Annotated in this window: 13 protein-coding genes; 8 read left to right on the top strand and 5 right to left on the bottom strand. The window is 65.0% G+C overall.

Annotated features, from left to right (window positions below):
* Positions 1-112: 112 nt before the first annotated feature.
* From FQU96_RS18355 to FQU96_RS18335, 5 genes are all read right to left on the bottom strand, one after another.
* On the bottom strand, positions 113-682 hold the full coding sequence (locus tag FQU96_RS18355; RefSeq protein ID WP_146542775.1) for a hypothetical protein: 570 nt from the start codon (positions 680-682) through the stop codon (positions 113-115).
* Between the two features lie 144 nt (positions 683-826).
* Positions 827-2,086 (bottom strand): multidrug effflux MFS transporter, encoded by a 1,260-nt coding sequence (locus FQU96_RS18350; RefSeq protein ID WP_146542774.1) that lies wholly within the window; start codon positions 2,084-2,086, stop codon positions 827-829.
* A gap of 213 nt (positions 2,087-2,299) precedes the next feature.
* Positions 2,300-3,034 (bottom strand): transglutaminase family protein, encoded by a 735-nt coding sequence (locus FQU96_RS18345; RefSeq protein WP_146542773.1) that lies wholly within the window; start codon positions 3,032-3,034, stop codon positions 2,300-2,302.
* An 85-nt stretch (positions 3,035-3,119) separates the two neighbouring features.
* On the bottom strand, positions 3,120-3,560 hold the full coding sequence (locus FQU96_RS18340) for a PaaI family thioesterase (protein WP_146542772.1): 441 nt from the start codon (positions 3,558-3,560) through the stop codon (positions 3,120-3,122).
* A complete protein-coding gene (locus tag FQU96_RS18335; RefSeq protein ID WP_146542771.1) occupies positions 3,557-4,084 on the bottom strand; it encodes a PaaI family thioesterase in 528 nt (175 codons plus the stop codon). The genes FQU96_RS18340 and FQU96_RS18335 overlap by 4 nt, the downstream gene beginning before the upstream one ends.
* A gap of 93 nt (positions 4,085-4,177) precedes the next feature.
* Between FQU96_RS18335 and FQU96_RS18330 the strand changes: the two genes are divergently transcribed.
* The 8 genes from FQU96_RS18330 (at position 4,178) to FQU96_RS18295 (ending at position 12,510) form a co-directional block, all read left to right on the top strand.
* Complete coding sequence (locus FQU96_RS18330) at positions 4,178-4,432, top strand: hypothetical protein (RefSeq protein ID WP_146542770.1); 255 nt, start codon at positions 4,178-4,180, stop codon at positions 4,430-4,432.
* A 52-nt stretch (positions 4,433-4,484) separates the two neighbouring features.
* Positions 4,485-5,357, top strand: a complete 873-nt coding sequence (locus FQU96_RS18325) for a branched-chain amino acid ABC transporter permease (RefSeq protein WP_146542769.1) — start codon at positions 4,485-4,487, stop codon at positions 5,355-5,357.
* Between the two features lie 11 nt (positions 5,358-5,368).
* Complete coding sequence (locus tag FQU96_RS18320) at positions 5,369-6,511, top strand: branched-chain amino acid ABC transporter permease (RefSeq protein ID WP_146542768.1); 1,143 nt, start codon at positions 5,369-5,371, stop codon at positions 6,509-6,511.
* A complete protein-coding gene (locus FQU96_RS18315) occupies positions 6,508-7,266 on the top strand; it encodes an ABC transporter ATP-binding protein (protein ID WP_146542767.1) in 759 nt (252 codons plus the stop codon). The genes FQU96_RS18320 and FQU96_RS18315 overlap by 4 nt, the downstream gene beginning before the upstream one ends.
* A gap of 7 nt (positions 7,267-7,273) precedes the next feature.
* Entirely contained in the window at positions 7,274-8,047 is a 774-nt protein-coding gene (locus FQU96_RS18310; protein ID WP_146542766.1) for an ABC transporter ATP-binding protein, read from the top strand.
* 63 nt (positions 8,048-8,110) lie between these two features.
* The gene (locus FQU96_RS18305; protein ID WP_146542765.1) at positions 8,111-9,961 is read left to right on the top strand and encodes a long-chain fatty acid--CoA ligase; all 1,851 of its coding nucleotides are present in this window, start codon (positions 8,111-8,113) and stop codon (positions 9,959-9,961) included.
* A gap of 62 nt (positions 9,962-10,023) precedes the next feature.
* Positions 10,024-11,187, top strand: a complete 1,164-nt coding sequence (locus tag FQU96_RS18300) for an ABC transporter substrate-binding protein (protein WP_178130574.1) — start codon at positions 10,024-10,026, stop codon at positions 11,185-11,187.
* 159 nt (positions 11,188-11,346) lie between these two features.
* Positions 11,347-12,510, top strand: a complete 1,164-nt coding sequence (locus FQU96_RS18295; RefSeq protein ID WP_146542763.1) for an ABC transporter substrate-binding protein — start codon at positions 11,347-11,349, stop codon at positions 12,508-12,510.
* Positions 12,511-12,524 lie beyond the last annotated feature (14 nt).

The raw sequence follows: 12,524 nt of genomic DNA, 5'->3' as shown, positions 1-12,524 counted from the left end.
CCCGGACCGGGCGCATTGCCTTTTCGGCATAGGGCTCCGCTCCGCGAACAGCGGACAACGGGTGCAGATACCGCAAAGCCGGTCCTGCAGATGCGCCTGCGCGCGGTCGGCCTTACCAGCCGAGCTTTGTCATGGCGACTCGCGCCGCCGACGGCTTCGCATCCACGATGCCCCCTGGCTTGAAGTAGATGTATTCGAAGCTGTCGCGCGAGTAGAGGGTGTGACCGCCGACGAACGGCACGCCGACGGCGATGCCTTCTCCGAGCTCCGTCGAGGCAAAGACGACTCCGCCGGCCTGACGCAAGAGGGTCGCGCCCGCCGCCGTCAGGAACGCGGTCCCCATGTCACCATCAGCGACCAGGCAACCGTCAAAGTAAACGCGGGTGAATGCCGGAAACAGGCGATGATAGTTCCGGCCGGCGAAAGTGGTTTGCCAGTCCGTATGGCGGACGACATCCTCTCCAATCCAAATGCGCCCGGTATTGCCGTGAGTCTGAAAGAGAACCCTTTCGAAGGTCCGGCCGTCCGCTACCAGCTTGTCCAATCCACTCTGGAGTTCCGCCTTGCTGGCGACGGGCAGCGCATGCACGCTGAAGGCATGCTCGATGGCGCTGAACCGCACCTCCGCCTGCTTCCTGTTGTCGGCGGCGACCGTGTCATAGATGAAGAGTTTTTCTTTCATGCGCGATATCCGTCGATCAGCGCGCACGCGAGGCGAGCATGCGCTACTCGCGCGACAGTGATATCGCCCGGGATGAACCGTCTAGGACTCCCGGGACATCAGCCATGCCCTCAGTGAACAGACGCTGAGGATCGGCGAACCGGTCTATGTCAGGCGACGCGATACCCGGCGCAGCATCCAGGCGCTCAGCGCGCCGGCGGCGGCAAACGGCACCAGACCGATCACCAGCGGCATCGGCACGCCACACGCCACCGTTCGGCAACCGACCCACTCCCCGACCTGCGGAACGCCCGCGATCTGCCCGCCCCATCCGGTCAACACCGCGACCATCACGGTCCCCAGCGCACCGATGCCCATTTGCGCCAGGCCGAACAGCGACGAGGCTGTGCCTGCCAGGCGTGGATGCAGGCCAACCGCTCCGGCGCTGGCAGTCGGCACGATCATGCCCGAGCCGAACGACAGCAGCGCATGGGGCACGACGATCGACCACCATGCCAATGTGTTGAAATAGGCCGGCACGGCCATGATGGCCAGCGCCAGCAGCTGGAAGCAGGTTGCGCCCTGCAGGATGCGCGGCGGCGGCACGCGCCCGATCATCATCTGGTTGCAGATGCCGCCTGACGTGAAGCCGCTGACCGACACCAGCACCAGCAGGCCGAATTCGCGCGGCGTGAAGCCCAGGCTGTCCTGCAGGATGAAGGGCGTGCCGGCGATCATCCCGAAGTTGAGCGCGAACGAGAAGCCCATGGTCAGCACGTAGCCCAGGAACACCGGGTCGCGCAGCATCTGGCCGCTGCCGCGAAGCAGGGACGCAGCATCGATATTGGCGCTGCGGTGCCGATTGGTCTCCGGCAAGGCCAGCGCCGTGACGACGAACAGGATCGTGGAGAACGCTGCCAGCACCCAGAACGTGGCGCTCCAGCCGAAACGCTCACCGAGATAACCACCGATGGTGGGCGCAATGGCCGGCGAGATGTTAAGCGCCAGCGAGATCCAGCCCATCACACGGGGCATGTCGCGGGCCTCGTAGGCATCGCGGGCCAGCGCGCGACCGATGACAACGCCGGCACAGGCGCCAACGCCCTGGAAGAAGCGCTGCGTGATCAGGCTGGTGATGCTGTGGGCGTAGATGCAGCCGATCGTGGTGGCGGTGAAGAACAGCAGCCCGCCGAGCAGCACGGGCCGACGGCCGAAGCGATCGCTGAGCGGCCCGTAGAACAGCTGGCCGAGCGCGAAACCGAGCATGTACGTGGTCAGGGTGACCTTGACCTCGTCCGGCCCTGCCCCCAGCGCGCCGCTGATCATCGGCATCACCGGCGTGTAGATGCTCATGGTGAGCGGGCCGAACGAACTCAGCGCCACCAGCAGCGCGACGTAGCCGGCCGAGCGTTGCGTGATCTGCACGCGATTGGCCCCGTCAGATCATCGCCTTCCCGCGCGGGCGGGAAGACAGCGCCCGTTTCGGTACTTCGACGCTTTGCGTCGACGTACCTGAGGCGGATGACGAGCGTTTCGATGTCAAGGCTGGCACGATGGTTCGCGGTCGATTGTCGTTGGACGCCTTCGCGCCACCTTCCCCCGCCGGCGCGGGGAGAAGGGTTATAGACTCGACCGCGTCTAATGGCTCGCTGATTCGGCCGCACCTTCTGCGGCGAAGTCGCCCCGCAGCGCTGCGCCGCCGTCGGCGCGATACATCTTGGGGTAGTACTGCCGGAATGCCGCCGCCAGCGTATCGAACGGGATGTCGGCATAGACACCGCGATACGCCAAGTACTCCATGTGACGACGACCTTCGAGATCGAAGGGATGGTAGATCGAATCGGTGCGCCCATCCCAGTCGAGCGGCTTGAGCCGAAACTTGTCGGTCAGCTCCTTGTTGAAGGCCGGCGTCGCCTTCAGCCAGCGCCCCTCCAGCCACACGTCGGTGTAGCCGTGGAAATAGAAGATGTCGCTGCCCATCCACTCCGACAGGCGCTTAGTGGTCATGTGGTTGCGCACGTCGGCGTAACCCACCCGCGCGGGAATGCCCAGCGCACGGCAGCCGGCGGCCATCACGCCGGCCTTGTTGATGCAATAACCATGGCGCGCCTGCAGGCAGGTGCTGGCCACATAGGCGTCGCGCCGCAACGGCGTGCCGTAGGGGTCGTAGCGCAACCCGTCGCGCACCGCGAAATAGAGCCGCACCGCGACGTCGACGGGATCGGTCGCCGCCCCGACCGCCTGCCGGGCAAACGTGACGATGGCGGGATGGTCGCTGTCTATCAGCGCGCCCGGGCGCTGATAGTCCGTGAAGGTAGCACCGTCCATGACGGTGTCGTCGGTCTCAAAGGTGCGCAGATCAGGAGCGGTCATCGCCTGCACATGGCAAGCCGCACCGCGGCCGTCAAGCAAGCCCCACTCACGGCCGCGTTGCGTTTTCGCGGCGCTCTCCCGGCGATTACTTCACAGGTGTTACCAGGAAATGAAGCTGGGCGGCGCTGACCAGCTTGGATCGATCGTCCTGCCAGGCCTCGACCGCGACGCTGGCGACCCGGCGCCCCAGTTTGGTGAAGGTGGCGCGCGCCAGCGTATCGACGGGCCGGCCGGACCGCAAATAGTCGACCGTGATGTTGATGATGCGCGGCAAGGCGGCGTTTTCCGTCTCCCACAGCAGGTGAAAGATCGCCGCCGTTTCCAGCAGCGCGCCGATGGTACCGCCGTGCAGCGCCGGCAGATGCGAGTTGCCGATTAGCTGCGGGTTATAACGCATGCGCGTCAGCAGCTCGCCGGTGCTGTTCTCGGGCGCCATGTTCATCCAGCGCGCGTAGGGAATGGCCTCGCTCAGGCGCGACAGGTCATTGGCCTTGCGCGCCGCGTGCAGACGTTCCAGCAGGGTCATGTCGCTTTCCCGGTCTCGGTCGCGGCGATCCGGGCGGCGTGCTGGCCGACAGCGGCCTTGCCCTTGGTGCCCAGCATGAACGTGCCGGCTGACGAGGCGATGGGGTCGCGCGGATCGCCGTGGTGCGCCACGGCGCGGGTAAAGGCGACATTGCTGGTCAGGCGAAAGCATTCGGCATCGGCCAGGACCGGCTGCTCGGGTGTCGCCGGATGCACATAGTCGATGCGCAGGTCCAACGTAGCGAACGGCTGTGCCTTGGTGAGCATCGTCGCCACCGCCATGCCGCTGCAGGCATCCAGCATCGCGGTGATGGCACCGCCGTGCAGCACACCGGTCTCAGGATTGCCGACGAGGTGCGGCTGCCAGTTGAGCCGCATCGACGCGCCGCCCTTGCGCACCGCGGTGACCACAAGGCCCAGCGCCTTGTTGTGCGGGATGGTGTCCGAGAACCATTTCTGGAACAGCTCGAGCTTGTCGCCCGGTACCGCCTCGAACACGGTTTTCGGTCTGGCCTCGTCACCCATGATCCTGATCCCGACCCGCCGCGCCGCGGCCACTGTACGACAAGACCAGCGTGGAGTCCTCCTGCCGGTCCTGACAAAACACGACGGGCCGGCGTGCAGCCGGCCCGTCATCAACGCACGGCCTTTATAGGCCTACCGGCGGAGCTGCAAGCCTTCGATGATCCGCCGCACACTGCCGTCGATCATGAGCGCCATCGCGAGAACCGACACGAGAATCCCGTGCATATGCGCGGGCTGATCGCGCATTGCGATAACAACCGCAGGAAGCGGAGAAATGATGAACATAGCGTCGTGATTCGTATTGACAGCGTGGCGGCCTTCTTGGTTTATGAATCTACGTTCATGTAGAGCGCAGCGGGCGTCAGACCCGTGAACCAGGGATGGAAACGGGGGGCGTACACTGGCTACCTTCCTGCAATTAACGCTGAACGGCCTCGCGGTCGGCTGTATTTATGGCCTGGTCGCACTCGGGTTCGTCCTGATCTACAAAGCCACCGAGCTGGTGAACTTCGCCCAGGGCGACCTGCTGATGCTGGGCGCCTTTGTCGCCTACATGGCCGTCGTGTGGTGGGGCCTCGACTACTGGGTCGGCTTCCTGATCGCTGTCGTGGTGGTCGCCGCTTTCGGTGCCTTCCTCGATGCCACGGTGCTGCGCCGCGTGATGGGCCAGCCGCAGTTCGCCGTGGTCATGCTGACGATCGGCCTGGGCGCCATGTTCCGCACCTTCGCCAGCGTCACCTGGGGCTCGGAAATCTACACCCTGCCGACACCGTTCTCCGGTGTGTGGACGGTGGGCGGTGTGACGCTGAGCCACCAGTATCTGTCGATCGTTGCCGGCACCCTGTTGCTGTGCGGGGTTCTGTACGGGTTCTTCACGCATACCCGGATCGGCGTCGCCATGCAGGCGACGTCCCAGAATCAGCTGGCTGCCTATTACATGGGCATCCCGGTCAAGCTGATCTTCTCGCTGATCTGGGCAATCTCGGCGGGCGTGGCGACGGTCGCCGGCATCCTGCTGGCGCCGGTGACGCTGATCGACATCAACATGGGGCTGGCCGTTGCGCTCAAGGCCTTTGCCGCCGCGGTGCTGGGCGGCTTCGGCTCGATCCCCGGCGCTCTGGTCGGCGGTATCATCATCGGCCTGATCGAACTCTATGCCGGTGCCACCCTGCCGGAGGGCTTCAAGGACACGGCCCCCTACATCGTGCTGCTGCTGATGCTGGCGGTGCGGCCGCAGGGCCTGTTCGGCACGCTCGGCCGTAAGAAAGTGTAGAGGCGCGGGCGATGCGGTTCGTATTCAAGACGTCCTACGCCCAAGACATCCAGATCTTCCGCGATCGCACGGACGCCTTCTGGTACGTCTTGCTGGCCGCTGCCGTGGTGCTGCTGCCCGCGGTCATGTCGGACTACTACATCGGCGAGACCACCTGGGTCTTCATCTACGCCATCTGCGGCGTGTCGCTGATGGTGCTGGTCGGCTACACCGGCCAGGTCTCGCTGGGGCACGCGGCATTCCTCGGCATCGGCGCCTACGCCCATGCTTTCTTCATCAAACACGGCGTGCCCTGGGTTGGCGCGCTTGCCATGGCGGTCATCATCACGACGGTGTGCGGCGTCATCGTCGGGCTACCGGCGCTGCGGATGTCGGGCATCTACCTGGCGATCGCGACCCTGGCCTTCGCCACCATCATCCAGGAAGTGTTCAGCCGCTGGGAGTCGGTCACCCACGGCTTTGCCGGCATGCCGGTGGAGAAGCCGGTGATCTTCGGCGTCCCCTTTGCCGACGACACCGCATTCTACTATCTCTGTCTGTTCTTCCTGGCGCTCAGCCTGTGGCTGACCCGCAACCTGTTGCGGGCGCCGACCGGGCGCGCCTGGGTGGCCATCCGCGACAGCGAGATCGCCGCCCAGTCGATGGGCGTGAACCTCGCGATCTACAAGTCGATGGCGTTCGCCTACTCGGCCGGCCTGATGGGCCTAGCCGGCGCCCTGTTCGCCCACAAGATCGCCTATCTGGCGCCCGACATCTTCACCATCCTGCTGTCGATCCAGTTGTTGCTGCTGGTGATCGTGGGCGGCCTCGGCTCGCTGCACGGCGCCATCTTCGGGGCCATCTTCGTCGCCCTGCTGCCGCCCCTGATCGCCATCCTGCGCGACTCGATCCCGGCCAGCTTCGCCGACCTCGCGGCCGGCACCGGCGTGACACTGTTCGGCGCCATCGGCGAGGCGATCGGTGCCTTCCTGCGCAAACCCGGCGTCGAGGCGGGCATCTTCGGCCTGATCCTGGTGCTGGTGATCCTGCTGGAGCCGCTGGGCATGTACGGGCGCTGGATGAAGATCAAGGTCTTCTTCTCGACCTTCCCCATGTACAAGCGCGCCACCTTCAAGCGGCAGAAGACCTACATGCGATCGGAGCGGCTGCGGTGAGCTTCTTCCAGGCCGACCAGCTCTCGATCAACTTCGGCGGCATCAAGGCCGTCGACGGCGTGACCTTCGCCGTCGACAAGGGCACCGTCTTCACCATCATCGGCCCCAACGGCGCCGGCAAGACCACGATCTTCAACCTGGTCAGCCGCATCTACGAGCCGAGCGGCGGGCGCCTGGTGTTCGAAGGCAACGACATCACCAACGTGGCGCCGCACCGCATCGCCGCGCTGGGCATCGCGCGCACGTTCCAGAACATCGAGCTGTTCGAGCATGCGACCCTGCTGCAGAACCTGCTGCTGGCGCGGCACGCGCACAAGCAGTCGAACATCTTCTCCGAGCTGCTGTTCCTGCCGTCGGTGCGCCGCATGGAAGTCGAGCACCGCGAGGCCGTCGAAAAGGTCATCGATTTTCTCGACCTGCAGCAGTATCGCGACAGCCTGATCGTCAACCTGCCCTACGGCGTGCGCAAGGTGACGGAACTCGCCCGCGCGCTCTGCACCGACCCCAAGCTGCTGCTGCTGGACGAGCCGTCCTCGGGCCTCAATGTCGAGGAAACCGAGGACATGGCGTTCTGGATCCAGGATATCAGGAACCTGTTGGGCATCACCGTGCTGATGGTCGAGCATGACATGAAATTGGTCTCGGCGGTGTCCGACCGGGTGCTGGCACTGAACTACGGCCGGCCGTTGGCCCAGGGCTCGCCGCAGGAGGTCCAGTCGCATCCCGAGGTCGTTCGCGCCTATCTCGGAGGCTGACAGCGCCATGGCCGAACCGATCCTGAAAGTCAGCAACGTCGAGACCTTCTACGGGCCGATCATGGCCATTCGCGGCGTCTCCTTCGACGTGCCGCAGGGTGGCATCGTGACCATCCTGGGCGCCAACGGCGCCGGCAAGACGACCGTGCTGAAGACCATCTGCGGGGTCATGGACCCGCAGAAGGGCAGCATCGCTTTCGAGGGTCGCGACATCCAGCGCATGGACCCCGACAAGGTGATGCGGCTGGGCGTCAGCCACGTGCCCGAAGGACGCGAGGTCTTCCCGTTCCTGACCGTGCGCGAGAACCTGCGCATGGGCGCCTACACGCGCCGCGATGCCGACGGCGTGGCGCAGGACCTCGAGACGGTCTTCGGCTATTTCCCGGTTCTCAAGGAACGCGCCGACCAGCGCGCCGGATCGCTGTCGGGCGGCGAGCAACAGATGCTGGCCATCAGCCGGGCGCTGATGGCGCGCCCCAAGGTGATCCTGCTGGACGAACCGTCGCTGGGCCTGTCGCCCAAGCTGGTGCTGGAGATTTTCGACATCGTCACCCGCATCAACCGCGAGCGCGGCGTGACCATCCTGTTGGTCGAACAGAACGCCAATATGGCGCTGAAGGTCGCCGACTACGGTTACGTCCTGGAGGTTGGCCGCATCGTGATGGCCGACACCTGCGCCCGGTTGCTGGAAAAGGAAGACATCAAGGAATTCTATCTCGGCATCAAGGACCAGGGCGCCCGTGGCCAGCGGCGCTGGAAGAAACGCAAGACGTGGCGCTGACCGCGACGGATCAGGCGCCCATGGGTAGGATAACAAACGAACCGGGCAGGGAGGCCGCAGAACATGGATGCGGAGGTCAAAGCGGGTTCGAGCGAGCGCTTTGAGGTCGAGGGCTGCGATACCATCCCGAAGCTGTTCTGGCACCAGGTGAAGGCGCGGGACGGACGCATCGCCTTCCGCGAGAAGGAGCTCGGCATCTGGCGCTCCACGACATGGCGGGAGTATGGGCAACGCGCCCGCTTGACCGGCATGGGCCTCGTCAAGCTCGGCCTGGAGGCCGGCGAGGTCGTGTCGATCCTGGCCGACACGATTCCGGAATGGCTCTACGCCGACATGGGCACCATGGGCGCCGGCGGCATCTCCAACGGGATCTACCCTACCGACGCCGCCAAGCAGGTCGAATACATCTGCAACGACAGCCGCTCCCGCTTCATGTTCGTCGAGAACGAGGAACAGCTCGACAAGTGGCTTGAGGTGCGCGAGCGCTGTCCGCTGGTGCGCAAGGCGATCATCTTCGACATGGAAGGCCTGTCGACGTTCAGCGACCCGGACGTGATGTCGTTCGACGACCTGCTGGCGCTGGGCCGCGAGCATGACGCGGCAAATCCCAGCCTGTGGGAAGAGCGCATCGCCGCCTCGCAGGCCGAGTCGCTCGCCCTGCTGGTCTACACGTCCGGCACGACCGGGCCGTCCAAGGGCGCGATGCTGTCGCATCGCAACGTGATCTTCCAGCTCGGCAATGCCGACGCGTTCTTCCCGGTGGGCGACAACGAGGAAACGCTGGCCTTCCTGCCGCTGTGCCATGTCGCGGAACGCACCTTCACGGCGTTCCTGCCGCTGCGGACGGGGGCGATCGCGAACTTCGCCGAGAGCCCGGACACGGTGCCGGAAAACCTGCGTGAGGTGGCGCCGACCACGTTCTTCGCCGTGCCGCGCCTGTGGGAGCGGTTCTATTCCGGCATCACGATCCGCATGCGCGAAGCGACGTGGATCGGGCGCCAGGCCTATCGATGGGCGATCGGTGTCGGCCTGAAGGTGGCCGAACAGGAACTCGATGGTCGCAAGCCATCGGCCGGCCAGAAGCTGCTGCTCCGTCTCGCCGATTTCCTGGTACTCGACAACATCAAGCGCAGCATGGGCATGCATCGCGTGGCCTTCGCCGTCACCGGCGCGGCACCGATCGCACCTGATCTGATCAAGTGGTACCGGGCGCTGGGCATCGACATGCGCGAGGGCTACGGCCAGACCGAGAATTGCGGCCTGGCCACCGGCATGCCCGACCAGATCAAGCTGGGTACCGTCGGCACCGCGGCACCCAATACGGAGGTCAAGATCTCGCCGGAGGGCGAGATCCTCCTGCGCGGGCCGCACGTCTTCATGGGCTACCTCAACCAGCCGGACAAGACGGCCGAGACATTGCGCGACGGCTGGCTGCATACCGGCGATGTCGGCTTCCTCGACAACTCGGGCTACCTGAAGATCACCGACCGGATGAAGGACATCATCATCACGGCTGGCGGCAAGAACATCACGCCGTCGGAGATCGAGAACCAGCTCAAGTTCTCACCCTACATATCCGATGCCGTCGTGGTGGGCGACCGCCGCAAGTTCCTGACCTGCCTGGTGATGATCGACTACGACAACGTCGCCAAGCATGCGCAGGACAACAACGTGCCGTTCACGGACTTCGCCTCGCTCTGCCGCTCGCGCGAGGTGCAGGACCTGATCTGGGCCGAGATCGAGAAGGTCAACCGGAACTTCGCGCGGGTCGAGACCATCAAGAAGTTCCGCCTGATCGAGCAGCAGCTGACGGCCGAGGACGACGAAGTCACCCCGACCATGAAGCTCAAGCGCAAGTTCGTGAACGAGAAGTACAAGATCATGATCGACGGCATGTACGCCGAGGCCGCGTAGAGCGCACCGGCCGGAATTTTTGCGTGGCAATGGCCCTGGTGGGCCCAAAGGAGGAACGGGTGATGGGTCGAAAAGTAGTAGCGGTCGTGGCTGCCGCCCTGGCGGCTGTCGCGACGGGAGCGTACGCGCAGACACGGGGCGTGACCAAGACCGAGATCACGTTGGGGATGCACACCGACTTGTCCGGCGTCGCCGCGACCTACGGCGTCTCCTCGTCGAACGCCGTCAAGATGCGGTTCGACGAACTCAACGAGGCCGGCGGCCTCAACGGCCGCAAGATCCGCTTCATCGTCGAGGACAACGGCTACCAGGTGCCCAAGGCCGTGCAGGCCTGCAACAAGCTGATCAACCGCGACAAGGTGTTCGCGTTCGTGGCGCCGCTGGGCACGCCGATGAACAACGCCTGCTTCAAGGACCAGTTCGCGGCCGAGGTGCCGAACCTGTTCCCGCTCACGGCGGCACGCTCGATGTACGAGCCGTTCCAGCGGCTGAAGTTCTACGGCGCGGCGTCCTACGTCGATCAGATCCGTTCCGGCATGAACTACTTCGTGAAGAACAACGGCCGCAAGGCCGTGTGCGTGATGTACCAGGACACCGATTTCGGCAAGGAGATCCTGGAAGGCGCCGAGCTGCAGGCCAAGAAGCTTGGCATCAAGCTGGTCGAGACGGTCGCCCACAAGCCGACCGACCAGGACTTCACAGCGCCGATCACCAAGCTGCGCCAGGCCGGCTGTGATCTGATCCTGATGGGCACCATCGTGCGCGACTCGATCATCCCGTACGTGACGGCGCGCAAGATGGGCTGGGCCGACGTGACGTTCGTGGGCTCGGCGGCGGCTTACGATTCGGTCGTCGGCGCGGCGCAGGGCATGGACGGCTTCTACGGCATGGGCCTGACCGAAATGCCCTATGCCGACAGCAGCGTGGCGACCGTCCGCGACTTCGTCGAACGGTACAAGAAGAAGTTCAACGCCGACCCGAACATCGGCGCGGTCTACGGCTACGTCGCCGCCGACCTGACGGTGACGGGCCTGAAGAACGCCGGCGCCGATTTGACGCTCGACAGCTTCGTCAAGGGCATGGAAGCGATCAAGGGCTATAAGGACATCTTCAACGGCCCGCAGGTGAGCTTCGGTCCGCAGATTCGCCAGGGCGCGAACTCCTCGTTCCTCGCCGTCGTGAAGGGTGGCCGCTGGACCCGCGTCACCGAACCGCTCGGCTTCTGAGCCCTGCGTCATCGCAACGATCACGGCCCGGGCGGGCGACCGCCCGGGCCGTCTTCTTTTTCCGGTGTGCGAACGATCCGCCGTTGCGCTGCCGAGACGGTGCGCCGCGGCTCCGTCTACGCTGTGTCGGCCCTTCAGGATGGGGCGGGAGGAAAGAACATGCACCATAGACTGGCGATGCTGGCCATCGCCGTGATGGCGGTGGCCGCGACCGGCGCCGCAGCCCAGACGCGCGGCGTGACCAAGACCGACGTCACCCTGGGCCTGCCGACCGATTTGTCGGGCGTGGCCGCAACGCACGGCGTCTCGTCGTCCAATGCGATCAAGATGCGCTTCGACGAGATCAACGATGCCGGCGGCATCCACGGCCGCAAGATCCGCGTGGTGGTCGAGGACCAGGGCTACCAGGTGCCCAAGGCGGTGCAGGCCTGCAACAAGCTGATCAACCGCGACAAGGTCTTCGCCTTCGTGGGCGCGCTGGGCACGCCGATGAACAACGCCTGCTTCAAGGACCAGCTCGCTGCCGAAGTCCCCAACCTCTTCCCGCTCAGCGCCGCGCGCTCGATGTTCGAGCCGTTCCACCGCCTGAAGTTCTACAACGCCGCGACCTACGTCGATCAGCTGCGCTCGGCCGTGAACTACTTCGTGAAGGAGAAGGGCAAGAAGGCGGTTTGCATCATGTACCAGGACACCGATGCCGGTAAGGAGTTCCTGGAAGGCGTCGAACTGCAGGCCAAGAAGCTGGGCATCGAACTGGTCGAACGCACGACACACAAGCCGACCGACCAGGACTTCACCGCGCCGATCACCAAGCTGCGCCAGGCCGGGTGCGATCTCATCGCGATGGGCACCATCGTGCGCGATTCGATCGTCCCCTATGTCACGGCGCGCAAGATGGGCTGGAACGACGTGGTGTTCGTCGGCTCGGCCGCGGCCTACGATCTGGTGGTCGGCGCGGCCCAGGGCATGGACGGCTTCCACGCCATGGGTCTCACCGAGATGCCCTACGCCGACAGCACGGTCGCGAGCGTCCGCGACTTCGTCGATCGCTATAGGAAGAAGTTCAACATCGATCCCAACATCGGCGCCGTTTACGGCTACGTCGGTGCCGATCTGACCGTTGCCGGCCTGAAGAACGCCGGTGTCGACCTCACGCTCGACAGCTTCATCAAGGGCATGGAAGCGATCAAGAACCACAAGGACATCTTCGACGGCCCGCCGGTGAGCTTCGGTCCGCAGGTCCGCCAGGGCGCCAACTCCTCGTTCCTGGCCGAGGTCAAGGGCGGACGCTGGACTCGCGTCACCCCTCCCCTGGGTTTCTGACGCCAGCCCATCGC

It is taken from the genome of Reyranella sp. CPCC 100927, from assembly GCF_007859315.1.
In the GTDB taxonomy this organism is placed as follows: Bacteria; Pseudomonadota; Alphaproteobacteria; order Reyranellales; family Reyranellaceae; genus Vineibacter.
The sequence above is the reverse complement of the archived record's forward strand: the minus strand, read 5'-3'. Positions and strand labels throughout refer to the sequence as shown.

Excerpts from the sequence above, each read along its gene's own strand:
- FQU96_RS18355 (WP_146542775.1), bottom strand. The coding sequence starts at position 682 with ATGAAAGAAAAACTCTTCATCTATGACACGGTCGCCGCCGACAACAGG.
- FQU96_RS18345 (WP_146542773.1), bottom strand. The coding sequence starts at position 3,034 with ATGACCGCTCCTGATCTGCGCACCTTTGAGACCGACGACACCGTCATG.
- FQU96_RS18340 (WP_146542772.1), bottom strand. The coding sequence starts at position 3,560 with ATGACCCTGCTGGAACGTCTGCACGCGGCGCGCAAGGCCAATGACCTG.
- FQU96_RS18335 (WP_146542771.1), bottom strand. The coding sequence starts at position 4,084 with ATGGGTGACGAGGCCAGACCGAAAACCGTGTTCGAGGCGGTACCGGGC.
- FQU96_RS18320 (WP_146542768.1), top strand. The coding sequence starts at position 5,369 with ATGCGGTTCGTATTCAAGACGTCCTACGCCCAAGACATCCAGATCTTC.
- FQU96_RS18310 (WP_146542766.1), top strand. The coding sequence starts at position 7,274 with ATGGCCGAACCGATCCTGAAAGTCAGCAACGTCGAGACCTTCTACGGG.
- FQU96_RS18305 (WP_146542765.1), top strand. The coding sequence starts at position 8,111 with ATGGATGCGGAGGTCAAAGCGGGTTCGAGCGAGCGCTTTGAGGTCGAG.
- FQU96_RS18300 (WP_178130574.1), top strand. The coding sequence starts at position 10,024 with ATGGGTCGAAAAGTAGTAGCGGTCGTGGCTGCCGCCCTGGCGGCTGTC.
- FQU96_RS18295 (WP_146542763.1), top strand. The coding sequence starts at position 11,347 with ATGCACCATAGACTGGCGATGCTGGCCATCGCCGTGATGGCGGTGGCC.